This is a genomic window from Armatimonadota bacterium (assembly GCA_016223145.1).
Lineage (GTDB): Bacteria > Armatimonadota > Fimbriimonadia > Fimbriimonadales > Fimbriimonadaceae > Nitrosymbiomonas.
In genome coordinates this window covers 167,720-184,703 of record JACRPN010000004.1, presented here as the reverse complement: position 1 = coordinate 184,703, position 16,984 = coordinate 167,720, and the positions used below count along the sequence as shown (strand labels likewise).

Annotated in this window: 15 protein-coding genes; 8 read left to right on the top strand and 7 right to left on the bottom strand. The window is 59.8% G+C overall.

The features are described from left to right. Positions 1 to 402: 402 nt before the first annotated feature. Complete coding sequence (locus HZC36_02100) at positions 403 to 3,045, top strand: bifunctional YncE family protein/alkaline phosphatase family protein (GenBank protein MBI5705760.1); 2,643 nt, start codon at positions 403 to 405, stop codon at positions 3,043 to 3,045. 87 nt (positions 3,046 to 3,132) lie between these two features. Here HZC36_02100 and HZC36_02095 read toward each other — a convergent pair whose 3' ends face one another. After that, positions 3,133 to 3,849, bottom strand: a complete 717-nt coding sequence (locus HZC36_02095) for a DUF433 domain-containing protein (protein MBI5705759.1) — start codon at positions 3,847 to 3,849, stop codon at positions 3,133 to 3,135. Positions 3,850 to 4,400: 551 nt separating this feature from the next. On the opposite strand from HZC36_02095, the gene HZC36_02090 reads away from it, so the two are divergent. After that, the gene (locus tag HZC36_02090; GenBank protein ID MBI5705758.1) at positions 4,401 to 5,048 is read left to right on the top strand and encodes a hypothetical protein; all 648 of its coding nucleotides are present in this window, start codon (positions 4,401 to 4,403) and stop codon (positions 5,046 to 5,048) included. 38 nt (positions 5,049 to 5,086) lie between these two features. After that, a complete protein-coding gene (locus HZC36_02085; protein MBI5705757.1) occupies positions 5,087 to 5,515 on the top strand; it encodes a hypothetical protein in 429 nt (142 codons plus the stop codon). Here the strand turns inward: HZC36_02085 and HZC36_02080 are convergent. The 3 genes from HZC36_02080 to icd form a co-directional block, all read right to left on the bottom strand. Further along, entirely contained in the window at positions 5,490 to 5,840 is a 351-nt protein-coding gene (locus HZC36_02080) for a DUF5615 family PIN-like protein (protein ID MBI5705756.1), read from the bottom strand. The genes HZC36_02085 and HZC36_02080 overlap by 26 nt on opposite strands. Further along, complete coding sequence (locus HZC36_02075) at positions 5,837 to 6,061, bottom strand: DUF433 domain-containing protein (protein MBI5705755.1); 225 nt, start codon at positions 6,059 to 6,061, stop codon at positions 5,837 to 5,839. Before HZC36_02075 ends, HZC36_02080 begins: the two co-directional genes overlap by 4 nt. A 65-nt stretch (positions 6,062 to 6,126) precedes the next feature. Further along, positions 6,127 to 7,452 (bottom strand): NADP-dependent isocitrate dehydrogenase, encoded by a 1,326-nt coding sequence (icd, locus tag HZC36_02070; protein MBI5705754.1) that lies wholly within the window; start codon positions 7,450 to 7,452, stop codon positions 6,127 to 6,129. Here icd and HZC36_02065 point away from each other — a divergent pair. From HZC36_02065 to HZC36_02050, 4 genes are all read left to right on the top strand, one after another. Then, positions 7,451 to 8,203, top strand: a complete 753-nt coding sequence (locus tag HZC36_02065; GenBank protein ID MBI5705753.1) for a hypothetical protein — start codon at positions 7,451 to 7,453, stop codon at positions 8,201 to 8,203. The two genes, icd and HZC36_02065, sit on opposite strands and share 2 nt — an antisense overlap. A gap of 216 nt (positions 8,204 to 8,419) precedes the next feature. Continuing rightward, positions 8,420 to 9,106, top strand: a complete 687-nt coding sequence (locus HZC36_02060; protein MBI5705752.1) for a PEP-CTERM sorting domain-containing protein — start codon at positions 8,420 to 8,422, stop codon at positions 9,104 to 9,106. 276 nt (positions 9,107 to 9,382) lie between these two features. Next, the gene (locus HZC36_02055; GenBank protein MBI5705751.1) at positions 9,383 to 10,066 is read left to right on the top strand and encodes a PEP-CTERM sorting domain-containing protein; all 684 of its coding nucleotides are present in this window, start codon (positions 9,383 to 9,385) and stop codon (positions 10,064 to 10,066) included. Between the two features lie 271 nt (positions 10,067 to 10,337). After that, complete coding sequence (locus tag HZC36_02050; GenBank protein ID MBI5705750.1) at positions 10,338 to 11,018, top strand: PEP-CTERM sorting domain-containing protein; 681 nt, start codon at positions 10,338 to 10,340, stop codon at positions 11,016 to 11,018. Positions 11,019 to 11,190: 172 nt separating this feature from the next. Here HZC36_02050 and HZC36_02045 read toward each other — a convergent pair whose 3' ends face one another. Then, entirely contained in the window at positions 11,191 to 13,008 is a 1,818-nt protein-coding gene (locus HZC36_02045; protein MBI5705749.1) for a B12-binding domain-containing protein, read from the bottom strand. Between the two features lie 96 nt (positions 13,009 to 13,104). Here HZC36_02045 and HZC36_02040 point away from each other — a divergent pair, with 96 nt between their 5' ends. After that, the gene (locus tag HZC36_02040) at positions 13,105 to 14,424 is read left to right on the top strand and encodes a dicarboxylate/amino acid:cation symporter (protein ID MBI5705748.1); all 1,320 of its coding nucleotides are present in this window, start codon (positions 13,105 to 13,107) and stop codon (positions 14,422 to 14,424) included. A gap of 117 nt (positions 14,425 to 14,541) precedes the next feature. Here HZC36_02040 and HZC36_02035 read toward each other — a convergent pair whose 3' ends face one another. Both HZC36_02035 and lepB read right to left on the bottom strand, forming a co-directional pair. Next, positions 14,542 to 16,353, bottom strand: a complete 1,812-nt coding sequence (locus HZC36_02035; GenBank protein MBI5705747.1) for a M61 family metallopeptidase — start codon at positions 16,351 to 16,353, stop codon at positions 14,542 to 14,544. A 31-nt stretch (positions 16,354 to 16,384) separates the two neighbouring features. Continuing rightward, positions 16,385 to 16,945 carry a signal peptidase I gene (gene lepB / locus HZC36_02030; GenBank protein ID MBI5705746.1) on the bottom strand — a complete coding sequence of 187 codons (561 nt, stop codon included), beginning with the start codon at positions 16,943 to 16,945 and terminating at the stop codon, positions 16,385 to 16,387. Positions 16,946 to 16,984: the final 39 nt, after the last annotated feature.

The following is a 16,984-nucleotide window of genomic DNA, read 5'->3' as shown; positions in this document are numbered from 1 at the left end:
GACCGGGCTTTGGACCCCCGGGTAGGCGTGGCCAGGGTCCCCAAGGAGGAATGATGCCCCCGATGCAGGGAGGTCCCGGCGGACCGGGCTTTGGACCCCCGGGTCGGAGAGGCCAGGGTCCCCAAGGAGGAATGATGCCCCCGATGCAGGGAGGTCCCGGCGGACCGGGCTTTGGACCCCAAGGAGCACGAGTCCCGCAACCGCCCTTCGGCATCGCCAATGTGTGCCCCTGCCCCACCTGTCAAAAGTGGGCCAAGGATCAGGCCGCCAAGGCTAAAGCCAAGGCCCCTGCTTCCAAGCAAACGGCGCCCCCAGCGCGGGCCGGCGCCTCCAAGCGCGGAACCAAGAAATAGCCGAAGCGCCCACAGTCCCCGTCGGACCTTGGTCCGACGGGGACTTTTCATGCCAAGACACCTTCGCCAAAAAGGTAACTTCACCAAAGTCGTCTGGAGGTTTGAGACTTTGGCTCTGGCACCGATCCTTCGCCGCACTCTTGTACCTGCCGTGCTGCTCGCAGCCATGGGGGCAGCGGGCTTCACCTTGTATCGGTACGTCGCCGATCGGGTAACCCCCGGGGAACAGCCCGATGGCACGTTCTTGGTGACGACCGACCAGCGGCTCACCCCCTTTGGCCTCGTTCAGAGGATCGAGGGCGCCCGCCCGAAGGACCTTGCCCTGTCGCCCGATGGGAGCGTCGTGGCGGTGATGTGTACTGGAAGGGTGGCGTTCTTCGATGCTGACGGTAAGCCTCGCGGCGAGGTGAGGCTGAGAACCGGGGCCCTGGGCATCTCCTGGAACCAAGATGGCAGCAGCATTTGGGTCAGCGGAGATCAGGGCCAGCTTACGTTGGTCCGGCGCGAGGGCGACCGCTGGGCGATTGCTGGAACCTTCAAGCCGGAACAGCCTACCGATTTGCAAACGATCAAGGGTGGCAATCCACAGCCCACGGGACTCGCCGCAGGCTCGACGCCGACGCAGATGTGGGTGGCCTTGGGTAGGCGAAACGCTGTGCTCCGATACGATCTGAGCGGCATCGGCTCCAGCGGTACGGAGCAGCTTCGCGAGACGATCGCGACCCAAGCCGCGCCCTATGCCGTCGCCTCGGATGGAAGCGGTGGCTACGCTGTGGCGAACCGGGGAGGGCGCTTGGCAGGGTCAAACGAGCCGGGTGCCGATTCGGCCGGGACTCTGGTGGCCATCGACTCGGGAACCGATGCGGCTTCGCGCGGGAGTGTGACTCTTTTCGGACCCCAGTATGCCAATCCGATTCATGTCGAGACGGGCAGGCAGCCGTCGGGGATGGCCTATTCCCCAAACAAGGAGCTTCTGGCCGTCGCCGATTCGGACGGCGATACGGTCACCCTGATCGATCCTCGGGCGGGGAAGAAGCTCGCGACCGTCGGATTGAGGCCGCCGATCGAGCCAACTTTCGGCCATGAACCGACGGGGGTGGCCTTCTCCGATGATGGGCAGACCCTTTTCGTGTCCTGCGGAGGGATCAACGCCCTTGCCGTGCTTCAGAGGGAGAACAACGTCTGGAAACTGGCCGGCCAGATCCCAACTGCTTGGTATCCGATCGCGGTGCGCCAGAAAGCAGGGAAGCTCTATGTGGCCTGTTCCAAGGGGTTTGGGAACCGGCTGAAGGGCAAAACCACCAGATTCGGCGTTCACGATAATGTCGGCGCGTTCCAGGTTGTCGACGTTGCAGACGCCCTCGCGAAACTTCCAGCCCTGAGCGCCCAGGTGGCGTCGAACAGCCGCTGGGGAGAGGAACAGCCGGCGCGTCGCAACCAGCCTCCGGCGGTCATCCCGGAGCGTGTCGGCGAACCCAGCGTGTTCAAGCACGTGGTCTATATCATCAAAGAGAACCACACCTACGACGTGGACTTTGGGGACATCAAGGAAGGGAACGGCGACCCTTCAATCTGCATCTTTGGTGAGGACGTGACCCCCAACGCCCATGCCCTTGCGAGGCAGTTCGTGCTGTTGGACAACGTGTACACAAGTGGCACCAACTCCGCCGACGGGCACCAGTGGACCTCGACCGCCATTGCCAACGCCTATACCGAACAAAACTACTCCGCCAACACGCGCAGCTACCCCTATGACGGGGGCGATCCGCTTGCCTTCAGTCCCAACGGCTTCCTTTGGACCGCAGCGACGGCCAACCGCATCCCTGTGCGGGTTTATGGCGAGTTTGTCGATAGGCCCCTGGTGCGAGACCCCGCGACCGGAAAGGCGCCGACCTGGACGCAGCTTTGGACCGACTACAAGGCCGGTGGGAGCAAGTACGAGATTCGGGCGGTCACCAGCCAGGCTGCGCTTCGAAAGGTGCTGCACCCGAACTATATCGGCTTCCCGTCGATCGTCAGCGACCAGTGGCGGGCCGATCAGTTCCTGAAGGACTTCCGGTCCTGGGTGAATGGCGGCGAGATGCCCGCGTTGAGCATCCTGCTTCTGCCAAACAACCACACCAACGGCACTTCGGCGGGGATGCCGACGCCAAGGGCGATGACTGCCGACAACGATCTAGCCCTGGGACGAATCGTCGAGGCCATCACGAACTCGAAGTTCTGGAAAGACACGCTGATCCTTGTCATCGAAGACGACTCACAGCTAGGCCCCGACCACGTGGACGGGCACCGGACGGTGGCCCAGGGGATCTCGCCGTATACGCGGCGAGGCGCGGTGGTCTCCGAGTTTTACAATCACACCTCGTTTATCCGAACGATGGGCCTTGTACTGGGATTCCCTGCGCTGACGCGGTTCGACCGTGTGGCCACTCCGCTCCGCGCATGCTTCGTCGACAAACCCAACCTGGCTCCCTTCAAATCTATCCCCAACAGGGTGCCGCTCGACGAGATGAACCCTCCGGCCAATTCGCTGACCGGCGAAGCGCGTAGGCTGGCGGAGCTGAGCTCCAAAATGGACTGGGGCGACGTGGACGTCGCCGATGCCGACGTGGTGGCGCGCGCGGCGTGGCAGTCGGTGCGTCCCAAGGAGCGCTTCCCGGCGGAGAAGTTCCATCCGAACAAGGACGACTAATCAACTGGTGTTTGCTAGGTAGGCCATCGCTGCCACTTCAAACGGTTGGAGTTTGCGCCTCCCGACGATCGCAATTGGGGGCCGCCCTTAGTGGAGGCGGGGGCCTTGACGCGCAGACTCTGCTGGAGGAGAGGCGATCATCGATGCCGCCGAGTAGGCGATCGCGGCATGGATATGCTCCTCGGTGAGCATGGGGAATTCTTGCAGTAAATCCCCCGTCGTTTTTCCATTTGCCAACCCGGCCAAAACGGTCCGAACAGGAATGTCTGTCCCGTCGAAGATCAATACAGATCCGCTCGCTCCAGTCTCTTGTACGATGCCCTTTGAAACCGACACTATAGTTTCGGCTTCGGGATCCGCCAGGACGCGTCGGTCAACCTTGCCGTTGCTGCTTGATGGAGACTGCAATGCGGACGGCATCGGTTGGCTGCATGCCTCTGCAGGCTGATTCAGTTGAAGGTAGATGGACGTGAATCCCATGCCTGCCATTACGATGCAAGCAGACAAATTGAGCCAAGAGGGCGCCCACATCCAAAAGGCTATCCCGAGCAGGCAGGCAACGGTCACCCAAACGCACTTCTTGTAAAGAACCCCTCCCCGAATGGAGCATCCGCTACACAGCACTACCAAGGTCAAGGCCAACGCGCTGGCCATCTGGATGCGAGATTCGGCGGCCCACTTTGGCCCGTAGCCAACTCCCATGACGCCATTGAAGGGCAGCGCCAAGACGAGCACGATGGCGGACGCAATGAGCGTATTGCTTGTCAAACGATCAAAGCTCTGCAGCTTGTTTCCCGGTTTCAAGCGATCCCCCAGCTTCGGTCAACTGGGCCAATGGAATTGCGGCATGAACGCTCTCTTGCCCGTTCAGGCGCGAACCCCATCGTCCGCCATGCTTCCCTGTAGCCAAGAATCTCGCCTGGCCTTGGAGGAGCCCGATGGGGACATTTTAGTATAGGTAATGCTTAAAATCATCATCTATATTTCTTTGTGCTGATTCAGCAGCCAATTTCTGAATTTGTATACCTCGCTGGCAAAGGTACAAAGGATCCGCCGAGAAGCGGGCGGTAGCCGACACTTTTCGGCCGCCTACTCCCGCGGTGAAGGATTCAGAGAAAGCGGGCTTCAAGCTCCACGCTGACGTTCAGACTTCCTCGTGAAACAGATTCCCACCGATCAGCAGCCGTTGCGAGCCAGATTGCCGTCATTGGGCGATACACGGTTGATCGGCGAATAGGACCTGAAAAACCGGAATCCTTCCGGCGAAGTGTAGTATATCAAGTCAGTAAAGATATAAACTTCGGATGCCCTGGATCTTCTTGAGATTCCAAAGGCGAAGATAGGAGGGCGGTCCAATGACGGCCGAACTGACTCAATTCGTGCGCGACGCGCTGCTCGCCGGCAAGAGCCGTGAAGAGGTTCGCGACGTGCTTTCCCAAGCCGGCTGGCAAGCCGACGAAGTCGACGACGCGATTTCCCGCTTTGCCGACGTCCCATTCCCGGTTCCAGTGCCCTTGCGGCGCACATCTGGATCAGCCCGGGAAGCATTCCTCTATCTGGTCACCTTCATGATGCTCTACACGGCGGCGATCTCCTTGGCGAACCTGCTGTGCGGCTTTGTGGACACCATGATGCCGGACCCGATAAGGGAGCCCTATGCGGCCTATGAAGACTCCTATCGGAACGAGAGCACGCGATGGCTTATCGCCTCGCTCATCGTCTCGTTTCCGGTGTGGTTCCTGCTTACGCGGAGCCATCTGGTGAGCTATGCCAAAGACCCCGAACGACGCGCTTCTCCAGTGCGCCGATGGCTGACGTACCTGACTCTATTCGTTGCCGCGAGCACCGTGCTGACGACGCTGATCGTGCTGCTTGCCGGAGCACTGGGCGGCGAATTCGTCGCGCGAACGCTCCTGAAATCGGCGATTGTGCTGGCCATTTCAGGGAGCATCTTCGGATTCTATCTGTGGGAGCTTCGCCGCGGCGAACGGAGGGTCCCGTGAGCACGGAAGGGCCGAACACTGGGAGATCGCTGCGGATCGTGAGCTGGTTAGTGGTACTTGGCGTCTTGGCGGCGATCATTGCGGGCTTGTGGGTGGTCGGGTCGCCCAGTCAGGCCAGGATGGAAAAGGCAGACGAGCGCCGCGTCGAGGACCTTCAGCAGCTTGTCCAAGTGGCCAGGGGCTACTTTGTGAATCACCACACGCTGCCAAGGGATCAAGCGAAGCTATATGCTGAAGCGAGCTCCGGCTATGGAGGGCAGATGGCGGACCCGGTGACCGGGAAGCAGTACGGCTACAGGGTAAAGGACAGTGCAACCTTTGAACTCTCGGCCGAATTCGAGACAGACCGTTCCAAGGACGAGCGGCCGAGGTACTACGGGTATTCCGGGGACCTGCCGTTTTGGAGGCACAAGAAGGGGCTTCAGTGGTTTGCCGTGAAGGCTAAGGCGCCGCCTGGGGGGTACTAGGGCAGTTCCAACACTGCATCATCCGACGCCTCGAAATCTGAAATTCGATGGGGCTACTGTTCAGCAGCAGATACACCGCTTGAGTTGAGCAGTTGCCCAATCGAATCCAAATGACTCTCTGTAAGCCATTGCTGCCAACGGCGGCCTCAACAAGATCGGAGTCTTTGCTCACGATCGTTAGTCCATTGTCGATCGCGTGGTTGGCAACCGCCTCATCGGGCTGTCCCATGAGCCCTTCAGTGACAACATCTGAAACCAGTTCAAACGAATCTGCGAGCAGAGACACGAGCCTTGGAGACAAGTTTTCGTCGAGTAGGAGCTTCATGCCCTTGTCGGCGAGACCTTTCTTTCCCGATCGGCTGCGTAACCGAGACAAGCCAGGACGGCCTCACGGGTCAACTGCGGGAAGTCTGAGACGATCTCTTCGACGGACATCCCGCTTGACATGGAATCCAGCACGTCAAACACAGTGATGCGTGTGCCCTTCACACATGGCTTGCCGGATCGAACCGCTGGATTGATCGAGATGTGAGCTCGGTAGTCCATCGCCCCTATTATAGGTGACTTGACACCAGCGGACCAATGCCTGTCCCTGTGAAGCGCCATCATCCCTACATATGTGCGATGATATTGTCCCCGAACTCGGAGCACCTGATCTCGGTCGCGCCGTCCATGAGCCTGGCAAAGTCATAAGTGACCCGCTTTGAGCTAATGGCGCCCTCGACACCCTTCAGAATCAGGTCCGCCGCCTCCGTCCAGCCCATGTGGCGGAACATCATCTCTCCCGAGAGAATCACAGAGCACGGGTTGACGACGTCTTTACCGGCATACTTCGGCGCGGTGCCGTGGGTGGCCTCGAAGATCGCGTGGCCGGTGACGGTGTTGATGTTCCCGCCCGGGGCGATCCCGATGCCGCCGACCTGCGCCGCGAGCGCATCGCTGAGGTAGTCGCCGTTGAGGTTCAGGGTCGCGATGACTTCAAAATCCCGCGGCCTGGTGAGCACCTGCTGGAGGGTGATGTCGGCGATCGCGTCCTTGATTAGGATCTTGCCGGAGTCGAGCGCGGCCTTCTGCTCGGCATTGGCGGCCTCTTCGCCCCGGGCGGCCTTGGTCTTCTCCCATTGCCGCCAGGTGTAGGTCTGCGCCCCGAAAACCTGTTCGGCGATGTCGTAGCCGGCGTCCCGGAAGTAGCCTTCCGTGAACTTCATGATGTTGCCCTTGTGGACCAAGGTCACGCTCTTACGGTGGTTCGCGATGGCGTACTGGATGGCCCCATAGACCAGCCGGCCCGTGCCTTGCCAACTAACCGCCTTTAGGCCAAGTCCGACCTGGACCGATGCTTCGCCAGGTTGTCCGGTGGCGCTCATGAAGGCTTGAGTCTTCTCCACCGTGCCGAACCGGATCTTCTCAAACTGCTTGGGAAACTCCTTGGCGAAGAAGTCGAGCACCTTCTGCGCTTCCTCACTGCCGGCGGCAAATTCGATGCCCGCATAGATGTCCTCCGTGTTCTCGCGGAAGATCACCATGTCCACCGCGCCAGGGTCCTTCACCGGGCTGGGCACGCCGGTGAACCATCGCACCGGGCGCAGGCAGATATAGAGGTCGAGGATCTGCCTCAGGGCCACATTCAGGCTGCGAATGCCTCCGCCGACCGGCGTCGTGAGCGGGCCTTTGATCCCGACAAGGTATTTTTGGAAGGCCTCCAAGGTCGCATCGGGAAGCCAGCTCCCGGTCTCGTTGAACGCCTTCTCTCCGGCCAGGACTTCCTGCCAAGCGACCGATTTTCTGCCGCCATACGCCTTTTCGACGGCAGCATCGAACACGCGAACGCTGGATCGCCAGATGTCGGGACCCGTTCCGTCGCCCTCGATGAAGGGGATAATGGGATCGTCGGGAACCACGAGGCCGTTTGGGCCGTTCGTAATCGGATTGGGCATGGCAAAGATTTTACTTGGCAGGGAAGGGCGCCGGCAGGATAGGTTGGGTGGCAAGCCCGCCTTGCGAGCGCTTGTGTGTGCCTCATGGCCCTTCGCGTTGTCGCTGATGGCCCTTCTGTTCCTTGTTGGATGCGCTTCGAGAAGGCAGGCGAAGATCACCTCACTCTCGCCGGAGTCCGTCTCATCGGTAACTGCAGCCAGCCCTGCCAAGAGCAAGGATGTCGCTTGGATCGTTACGCTTCCGATGGGCGTCCCTCACGACGGGCTGGACGAAGCGCCTGTGGACGTGGACACGAGCATCTTGCGCAACCCTGGAGTTCAAGTGTTGATGTTCCACGCGCCGAAGGATGCTGGGGACCGGGCCGAAGCACAGAAGTGGATCGCCGACTTCGCGGCAAAGAGGGGCGGCGAGCTCCTCGACTCGCTGCGGGTTCCCATCCGCACCGGGCCGGACGGTGTGACGCCGATGGCGATGAAGAACCCGTATGAGGTCGAGCCCAAGCCCACGGGCGTCCCGATAACGATCCGGATCGCTCTCTCCTTCCCGTCGAAGGAGAAGGCGCTTGAGGCCCTGAAGTACATCGACGCGGACGGCTACGCCGCGACCTACGCAAAGCTGCAGGACGGAAAGCCGGGCGTATATGTCGCGACCGTTATCCCTGCCTCTGCCGCCTCTGACGAGTTCAAGGTCTTTGAGCCAATCGCGAGGAAGTTTGGCGGAAAGGTCGAATTCGTCGGAAGCGGCCAGTAATTATACTACCTATTGCCGATTGTTAGGCATTTTGGTTCCCACCTTTGGCCAATTGGTCTGCCTCTTGCGGTGCATTAGGTGCATCTCGAAGGAGCATGCCCTGGTACATGTGCGCTCCAGCCGATCTGCCGGTAACCCTGGCAGTAAGGACGATAGAGCTTTCGATCTAGGCAGTGCCGCACCGGCCAGGACTACTTTGATTCAAAGGTGGAACAAATGCGAAACATTATGATTCTTGCGATGGGTGCGAGCTTGGCCGCTTCGGCTTCGGCAATGCCCCTTCTCGTCGACGATTTCACAAGCCTCACGGGCCAGACTCTGACCGTGACCGGCGTTGGCAACGACAGCAATTGGATGGGCGGCGGCACGATGCTCGGTGGTTCCCGGGGCGTTGGCATCAACGTTTTGAGCTCCAACTACGGCCTCAACAGCAAGTGGAACATCGTTCCTGGCGTGGGCGCTGCTTCGGACCAGACCGGAAACAAGGCGCGCTTCTCGCTCGCTTATCTCTGCACCAGCGCCTATTCTGCTGCGGGCGAGTTCTTCTACAGCACCTCGACCGATGCTAACCTCTCGGGAACCAAGGCCATGGAGATCGACATGATTTCTGCTGACCTCGGGTTTGACGTCGAAGTCCAGTTTTGGGCTGACGGCGCTTATCTCGAAGGCTGGTACAAGAGCTTTGGCGCCATCGGTTCGCCCACGACGATCTCGATTGACCGCGTGGCTGACTACTCCTATGGCAGCATCAACATGGCCTCTGTGGACGCGTTGACGATCCGCTTCTATACTCAGACCGACGGCGACTTGGGCATGAAGGAGATCCGCCTGGTGCCTGAGCCCGCTTCGATGGCCGTCCTCGGCCTCGGCGCGTTCGGACTCATCCGACGCCGACGCAAATAAGGCAAGCAGAAAGCTCCGATTGCGACTTGGGGCGCTCCAGCAAGCGTGCTGGGGCGCCCCATTTCTATTGCTGGCTGTACGTTCTACGTGCTAGCAGGTAACAACGCTGTCAGCAATTTCTATAGACTCATTTCATGGGATAAATCAAACGGATCTAAAACCTGATAATAGTAACAATGTAATGCGATAAGTCAGGCATTTTATGGAGTGTTATCCACTACAGCTGTGATGGATACTCAAGCCGTTTCCTTCTTCGATTTTTGAAAGGTGGACAATATGCGAAAACTAATGCTCCTCAGTATGGGAGTTGGCCTGGTCGTTTCGGCTCAGGCTGCTCTTCTCGTCGATGACTTCTCAAGCCTTACGGGTCAGAGCCTGACCGTGACTGGCGTGGCAAACGACGCCGTCTGGGCAAGCGGCGGCACCATGCTCGGTGGTTCTCGGGGCCTCGGAATTAACGTGCTGACATCGGACTACGGTCTTGAAAGCACCTGGAACATCGTTCCCAGCGTTGGCGCGGCGTCGGACAATGCCGGAAACTCGGCTCGCTTCTCGCTCGCTTACCTCTGCACGGGTGCTTTCGCCGCTGCCGGAGAGTTCTTCTACAGCACTTCGACGAACGCCGATCTCTCCGGTACGACCGGAATCGAGTTTGACATGGTCTCGGCCGACCTCGGTTTTGACGTGATGGTTGAGTTCTACTCGGACGCGGGAGTGCTCGTCTTGGGCAAGTCGTTTGGCTCGATCGCTTCGCCGACGACGATCTCGCTTGATGCGACGGCGGACTGGCTTGGCGGTACGACGGACATGGGCAACGTGGATGCAATCGCGATCCGGTTCCTGACGGCGACGGACGGCGACCTCGGCATGAGCGAGATTCGGCTCGTTCCTGAGCCTGCCAGCTTGGCGGTGCTCGGCCTTGGCCTGTTCAGCGTGGCGCGAAAGCGACGAAGCCGCTAACAACATACGCAGCGGATCAACTCCGCAACTCACCGTTTCGCGGGGCGTGGCAAGCATCCAGCCATGCCCCCAGAAACCACTGCTAAAGTACTAGTGTATGCGACCCGCGAGCAGGGCAAAGTCTTCAACCTGAAGACCGAAACGTGCCAAAGCCCCGCGTTCTTACCTGGAGCTTGCTCAACAACAGGTATTTTTACCTGTGCCAGGTTCCTTCAACCTGAGAGAAACTGCAGTCGTTTCCTTATTTTGCTTTTAGCGAAAAGGTGAAAAAATGCGTAAATGGATGCTCCTCTCTTTTGGGGCGTGCCTGGCCGGTTCGGCCATGGCTGCTCCCATCGTCGTTGACGACTTTTCCAGCTTGTCTCAAACCTCGTCCGTGGTTGGGCTTGGGTTCCACTCGACTTGGGCATCGGGTGGTACGATGCTGGGCGGTTCTCGCGCCCTCCAGACAAGCACGTTCACGTCGGACGTTGGCCTGAGCAGCGGTATCGACTGCCTTGCTGGACCCGGGGTCTGCGCTCTTTCCAATGACTTTGGCAATGCCAGTTCGTTCTGGCTGGGCTACCTGTGTACCGGCGCGAGTGGCGGCAATGGCTTGTTCTATTCAACGAGCACCAATGCCGACCTTTCGTCCTGGGGCGCTATGGAACTGGACGTAGTGAGGGCGGATCTGGCTTTTTCGGTAACCGTCATCTTCGTCTCAGAATTCAGCATCGGCGGCTGGAGCAAGTCCTTTGGACCCGTTGCTTCGCCGACAACCATCACGGTCGCCTCCACTGATGGCGCGTTCGGGTCGTACGATTCAGCGAACGTGGACCAGTTGATCGTCCAGATTGACCCTGTCAAGAATGGCGACTTGACCCTCGATGAAATCCGACTCGTTCCCGAGCCAGCCTCGCTGGCCACGCTCGGGCTCGGCGCGCTGGCTCTGATGCGACGCCGTAAAGCCTAACTTCCTAACACCCTTAGGGAGCATCGTCAGCCTGGGAGCCAACTAGGGCAAGCTCCCAGGCTTGACTGTTTTTGGGGGATCTCTGGCGAACATGCACGATCTTCGCGGCCATCGGGCCCAAGGTCTTGGCCGCAGGTGCGCAGCTGGCACAGGCGTCCTGCCAGGCACCCGCCTACCGAACGTTGAAGTACTTCGCGTCGGGATGGTGCACGATGATGGCCGACGTGCTCTGTTCGGGCTCGAGCATGAACTCCTCGCTGAGGGTCACGCCGATGTCACTCGGTTCGAGAAGGTTCATGACCTTCGCCTGATCCTCAAGGTTCGGGCAAGCGGGATAGCCGAACGAATACCGGCAGCCCCGATATTTCACGCCATATAGGCCCTTCATGTCGGCCGGCTCCTCGCTCCCAAAACCGAGCTCGGCCCGAATCTGGCGATGCCAGTACTCTGCCAGCGCCTCTGCGGCCTCTACTCCCATCCCGTGGACGTAGGCGTAGTCTTGAAAAGCGCCATCTTTGAAGAGCTTTCGCTCGTGGATCGAGATGTCCGGGCCGACGGTCACCAGGTGAAAGGCGGCGACGTCCATCACGCCCGAGTCCTTTGAACGAAAGAAGTCCGAGAGGCAGAGCCGCCTGCCGTCCCTCTGCCTGGGAAATCGGAACCTTGTTCGCTCCGTCTTGCGATCTTCATGATAGAGGATGAGGTCGTTCCCTTCGGACTGGCACCAAAAATAGCCCCACTTGACCTGTGGCCGGAATACCCTCGCAAGCTCCCTCTGAAGGCGCTCGAAGACCGGCCGAGCGGTCTCCTCCAGCCAGGCGTTGAACTCCGGGTTTCCCATGCCTTCGGGCCGTTTCAGGTTCCACTGGCCACGAAACAGGGCCGTGGTATTGATGTACTTGTAAAGCTCAAAGATGTCGAAACGGGCCATCTTTCGCGCGCCATAGAATGGGAGTTCGGGCACGAGGTTTTCTGCTGAAGTCTCGCTCCTTACGCCGTCAAAAACGTACAGCGCCGGGTCCGTATCGCCGAGGCGGTGGGAGGACACCCTTGGAAGCACAGGTTCCCCCTCCTCCTGCCCCGGAGGAGGAGAGGGTAAGAGGGAGGTGGTTCCGGGACCTCCCCTCTCGGACCCACCATCTGCGACCTGCGAACTAGGACCCGCGACTTCCCCTTCCGACTCACGGAAATCGTCAGTGGCCAGTCCCTCGGACCGCGGACCTCGGACCTCAGACCTTCCCCCGATCTCCTCCATCAGCCTCAAGCCCTCAAAAGCGTCTTGCGCATAGTGCACCTGGCCTTTGTAGAGCGCCCGCAAATCTTGCTCCACGTAGGCCCTCGTGAGCGCTGCGCCACCCAGAATCACTGGATAATCCTGGAGTCCGCGCTCGTTCATTTCGAGCAGGTTGTCGCGCATGATGAGCGTGCTCTTGACCAGCAGGCCGCTCAGGCCGATGACCTGGCACCGATGCTCCGAAGCCTGGTCGAGGATGCTGTTGATCGGCTGCTTGATACCGATGTTCACCACACGATAGCCGTTGTTGCTCAGTATGATATCAACAAGATTCTTGCCTATATCATGAACGTCTCCGGCGACAGTGGCAAGGAGGATGGAGCCTTTGTCGCTCCCCTCCGACTTCTCCATTTTGGGTTCGAGATAGCGGACCGCCGCCTTCATGACCTCCGCGCTTTGAAGCACGAACGGGAGCTGCATCTTGCCTGAGCCGAAGAGCTCGCCGACCGTCTTCATCCCGTCCAGCAGGATGTCGTTCACGATGGCCAGCGGCTCATAGCTCTCGAGCGCTTCGTCGAGGTGCCGCTCCAGGTGCCGCTTGATGCCGTCGATGATGTGCTTCTTGAGGGATTCTTCGACCGTCAGCCCCGCAAACGGGTCGGCGGTGTCGTCGCTCGCCTTGACGTTTTCGAACCGCGCCATAAACTCGATCAGCGGATCATAGGTGCACCGGCGCTCGGAGAGACCCTCAGACATGGGCCAGAAGGTACCCCGGATGCAGGCTCAGAGTTGTTGGGAGGCGTGAACCTGAGCAGGAGAAGGTCTGCGCGTCGTTGAATCGATACCACCAACATGGAACGAACACGCGGCATACCGCTACACGCGAAGATCCTGATCGGGCTGGTGCTTGGGGCTATTTGCGGCTCGATCGGCCAGGCCCTCTGGGCCAAGGACGACACCTTCGTGTGGACGGTAGCCAACGTGATGGAGCCGATCGGCACGATCTTCATGCGGATGCTGTTCATGATCGTCGTTCCGCTGCTGTTCTCGGCGCTGGTCATGGGCGTCATGGAGATCGGCGACGCCCGAAAGGTCGGCAGGGTGGGCCTGCTGTCCCTGCTCATGACCCTCTTGCTTTCCGGCATAGCCGTTGGGATTGGCATCACGGCGGTCAACCTGGTGAAGCCGGGCGAGGGCATCGACCACTCGAAAGTAAGCACTGCCATGCCTTCTTCGGCCGCAAAAGACGCCGAGAAAGCGGCTGCCAAGGCAAAGGAGTCGCGTGAGAAGAAGCCGGCGGACTATGTGCTCGAAATGGTACCGACCAACCCCGTCAAATCGGCTGCGGAGGCCATGGATGGCGGCCTCTTTGCGCTGATGTTTTTCGGCATCGTGTTCGGGCTCGCGATGTCGAAAGTCGACGCCGAAAAGTCGCTCCCGGTCAAGCAGTTTCTGGAGGGCCTTTTCGCGGTCTCCCAACAGGTCATCGAGTTTGCGCTTCGCATGGCGCCCTATGGCGTATTCGCGCTGGGCTTCAAGACCACTGCGCTGTTGGGTCTCGATGCGCTAGGGGCGTTAGGGAAATACGCGATCCTCGTGCTGGTGGCGCTGGCCTTTCACCAGTTCGTGGTGTATAGCCTTGCCATCCTCACCATCGCCAAGCGCAGCCCACTGGAGTTCTTCAGGCAAATCCGAACGGTGATGGTCACTGCGTTCGCCACAAGCTCTAGCAACGCCACGCTCCCGACGGCGCTCAAGGTGGCTGAGGAGGAGGTCGGGCTCCCACGCGACATCAGCTCGTTCGTACTGACGGTGGGCGCCACTGCCAATCAGAATGGGACCGCGCTCTTTGAAGGGATCACGGTGTTGTTCCTCGCCCAGTTCTACGGGATTCACCTGGAGGTCGGCCAACAGGTGACGGTGATGTTCCTTTCAATCCTCGCGGGCGTGGGCACCGCGGGAGTCCCAGGTGGCTCCTGGCCCCTCATTGCGATTGTTCTGTTGAACATCGGGGTGCCGGTGGAAGGCATCGGCCTATGTATTGGCATTGACCGAATTCTGGATATGAGCCGCACGGTGCTTAACGTCACCGGCGACATCACGATCGCTGCATGCGTGACGAAGCTGATGGGGGGCAAGGTCCAAGACGTTCCGGAAGAGGCGCTGGCGTAGAGAAGTAAGGGACAAAGGGACGGCGGGACTTTGTCTCCCTCCCCAACCCCTCCCTTCCCGACAAGCCGGGACTGGGAAGCATTTCCACCGGAGTGAAAAACAAGGGAGGGGCTAACCTTACTTTTTCCTTCCCCCAGAAACCCAAGCCTCACGGAAGGCAAGCTGCTCTTTCGTAGGGTTGGGGAGCTCGCTAACCCGCAGTGCCGAACGCTGAGCGCTCTTGGGCGTGACCTCTACGTCCATTGGCTTTCCATCGCGGACGACCTTGAGCTTCGCGACGACGTCCGCCTTCAGCGCCGCAACGGCGTTTCGGGCCTTGTTGTTTGTCTCCTGCGGGCTCGATCCGACGACACTCACGCCGTTCACTTCAACCAGGAAGTCTCCGTTGCTCAGGGGAGAAGAGATTTCCCTGACCGCGGAAATGCGCGCTCCAGGAGGTGGGGTCGCATTGCCGCTGCCCTGGCCCCCACCACCGCCGAACCCGCCAACCGTGAATCCCGGCTCCACGTAGGTCTCGGGGGAGCTGTCCAGCTTAAATCCCACCTTCTCAAGCGCCGCTTCGATGGGAAGCTCGCCAGGCTTCATCACGATCTGGTCGTAGACCGCGCCCATCGGTGTCCCACCGAACTTCACCAACTGCTTGCGAATCTCGTCCTCTTCAAAGCCCGGCTGGTCGTTTTTGCACATCGCCCAAAGCGCTCTGGTGACGTCATCCAGCGAGCGCCGCCCGTTGGTCCTCGCGCGCATTTCGATGTCCAGGCAGAATCCGAGGAGCCAGCCAAGGTTGTAGTAGCTGATGTTGTAGCCATTGCTGTTGCCCATGCCGTTGGCCGCCTCGCGAACGCGATAGCTGGCGTCGTGAGGGCTGACCTCCAGCCGAGCCGCGTTGCCACGGACGCTGCGGGTGTTTGAGACCAGGTCTCGGAAGAAATCATCGCGGCTCATGTGGCCGTAACGCATGGGCAGCAGGCTGGCGTAATAGTCTGTGGTTCCTTCCAAGAACCATAGCGCGCCCGTTTTCGGGAGCTGCGTGTAGTCGAACGGGCCGAGCACTCTGGAACGGATACGTTTGACGTTCCATAGATGGAAGTATTCGTGGGCAAACAGGCGCAGCGTGCTCGACGTCATGTTCTGCGCGAAGCTGATCTGAGTGCTGCTCAGATGCTCCAGACCGCCGCCACCGCCCGTACCCTGGCTCACGCTGAAATGCCAGACGTACTTGTTGAACGGCAGGCCTCCCATAAAGTCACCCTGGCTGTCCGAAACGGATTTGCACATCTTCAGAAGCTCATCCTTATTCACACCACTCGCCCCGGGGCCTCGGAGCGCCAAGGTGTGCGGCTTGCCATGCGATGTGTAGGAGAGCTCGATGAAATCCCCCAGCGTGACCGGGTTATCGGCCAATACGTCATAGTCTTTTGCCGAAAAGGTGTTGGCAGCGCCCCTGGCAGCATCAAGGCCCACAGCCACTTTCCAGCCCTGCGGCACCTCGACCGAGAGCTTGCAGGATTCGGACTTGCGGCCCACCACATAGAGATAAGTCGAGGGCCCGGAATAGTGAAGGATGCCGCCGGTTGCCTGTGCAGGCATGGTGTAAGAGACCGTCACCGCCCCAGGCTCAGATACCGCGGCTTTCCAGGTGTGGTCGTTCGGTTTCTCAGCCAAAAGCTCGGTCCCCTTGGGGCCAATCACCGTCAGGTCTTGGACGTTGCGCCAGGGGAATGACAGACGATAGGAGCCCGGCGCCCAGTTGGGAATCTGCAGCTCCAGAGGCCCCGCCTTTGCCAGGAACTGCATGCTGACGACGAGCCTCGTATGGTCCGCATTTGGCTTGACCCTGTACAGGATTTCAGCTTGAAGAGCGGCAGCCGCTGATAGCAGCAGGAGGCTGGCTGCGCCCAGCCGCAAGGAACTTGGAAGGGTGCGCATGGAGGCTATTCTACATCACGCTGTAGGCGCTTCAGGGTAGGACTCTGGCGCGACCGACAGGAAGGTGCAAGAAGAATGTGCCCGCCGACAGCGACAACGCCGCGAGCGATGTCCAGAGGATTCCGAGCAGCGAACCTCCCATCAAATCCCACGGAATCGGCACCACTCTACCAACGATATCGTTGGCTTCTACAGCCCCATACAAGCGGCTGTCCATCGAGGCAGATAGGTTGTCACCTAATAGGTAATAACTGCCCTTGGGTACAACATAAGCCTTATGTTTCAGGAAGTCACTCTCGGCATAGGGGGAGAGGGACGCAGAGACCGTTTCGCCCTCCAGCGATACGACTCGCTTGATCAGCAGAGATCCGCTTCCTGATGGATCTCTGAATACGACAAGGTCGCCGCGTTCGATGGGTCTCTGGGGCCAGATAGAGCGGGTCACCAGAAGCTGATCTCCGGATTCTAGCGTCGGCGCCATCGAATGTCCGGAAACCGTGATCGGACGATAGAGGGCAAACCCTGTTCCAAGGCCGGCTACAACCGCGATGGCAACAGCAAAACCCAATTTACGCAAGACTTCTTCGACCATGTGCTCAACGGCTCCTTGCACCTGCGGATCAGGCCAGGC

Bases quoted from the DNA above. Each gene is read 5' to 3' on its own strand.
- HZC36_02100 (MBI5705760.1), top strand. From the start codon at position 403: ATGCCAAGACACCTTCGCCAAAAAGGTAACTTCACCAAAGTCGTCTGG.
- HZC36_02090 (MBI5705758.1), top strand. From the start codon at position 4,401: ATGACGGCCGAACTGACTCAATTCGTGCGCGACGCGCTGCTCGCCGGC.
- HZC36_02080 (MBI5705756.1), bottom strand. From the start codon at position 5,840: ATGAAGCTCCTACTCGACGAAAACTTGTCTCCAAGGCTCGTGTCTCTG.
- HZC36_02075 (MBI5705755.1), bottom strand. From the start codon at position 6,061: ATGGACTACCGAGCTCACATCTCGATCAATCCAGCGGTTCGATCCGGC.
- HZC36_02065 (MBI5705753.1), top strand. From the start codon at position 7,451: ATGGCAAAGATTTTACTTGGCAGGGAAGGGCGCCGGCAGGATAGGTTG.
- icd (MBI5705754.1), bottom strand. From the start codon at position 7,452: ATGCCCAATCCGATTACGAACGGCCCAAACGGCCTCGTGGTTCCCGAC.
- HZC36_02060 (MBI5705752.1), top strand. From the start codon at position 8,420: ATGCGAAACATTATGATTCTTGCGATGGGTGCGAGCTTGGCCGCTTCG.
- HZC36_02055 (MBI5705751.1), top strand. From the start codon at position 9,383: ATGCGAAAACTAATGCTCCTCAGTATGGGAGTTGGCCTGGTCGTTTCG.
- HZC36_02050 (MBI5705750.1), top strand. From the start codon at position 10,338: ATGCGTAAATGGATGCTCCTCTCTTTTGGGGCGTGCCTGGCCGGTTCG.
- HZC36_02045 (MBI5705749.1), bottom strand. From the start codon at position 13,008: ATGTCTGAGGGTCTCTCCGAGCGCCGGTGCACCTATGATCCGCTGATC.
- HZC36_02040 (MBI5705748.1), top strand. From the start codon at position 13,105: ATGGAACGAACACGCGGCATACCGCTACACGCGAAGATCCTGATCGGG.
- HZC36_02035 (MBI5705747.1), bottom strand. From the start codon at position 16,353: ATGCGCACCCTTCCAAGTTCCTTGCGGCTGGGCGCAGCCAGCCTCCTG.
- lepB (MBI5705746.1), bottom strand. From the start codon at position 16,945: ATGGTCGAAGAAGTCTTGCGTAAATTGGGTTTTGCTGTTGCCATCGCG.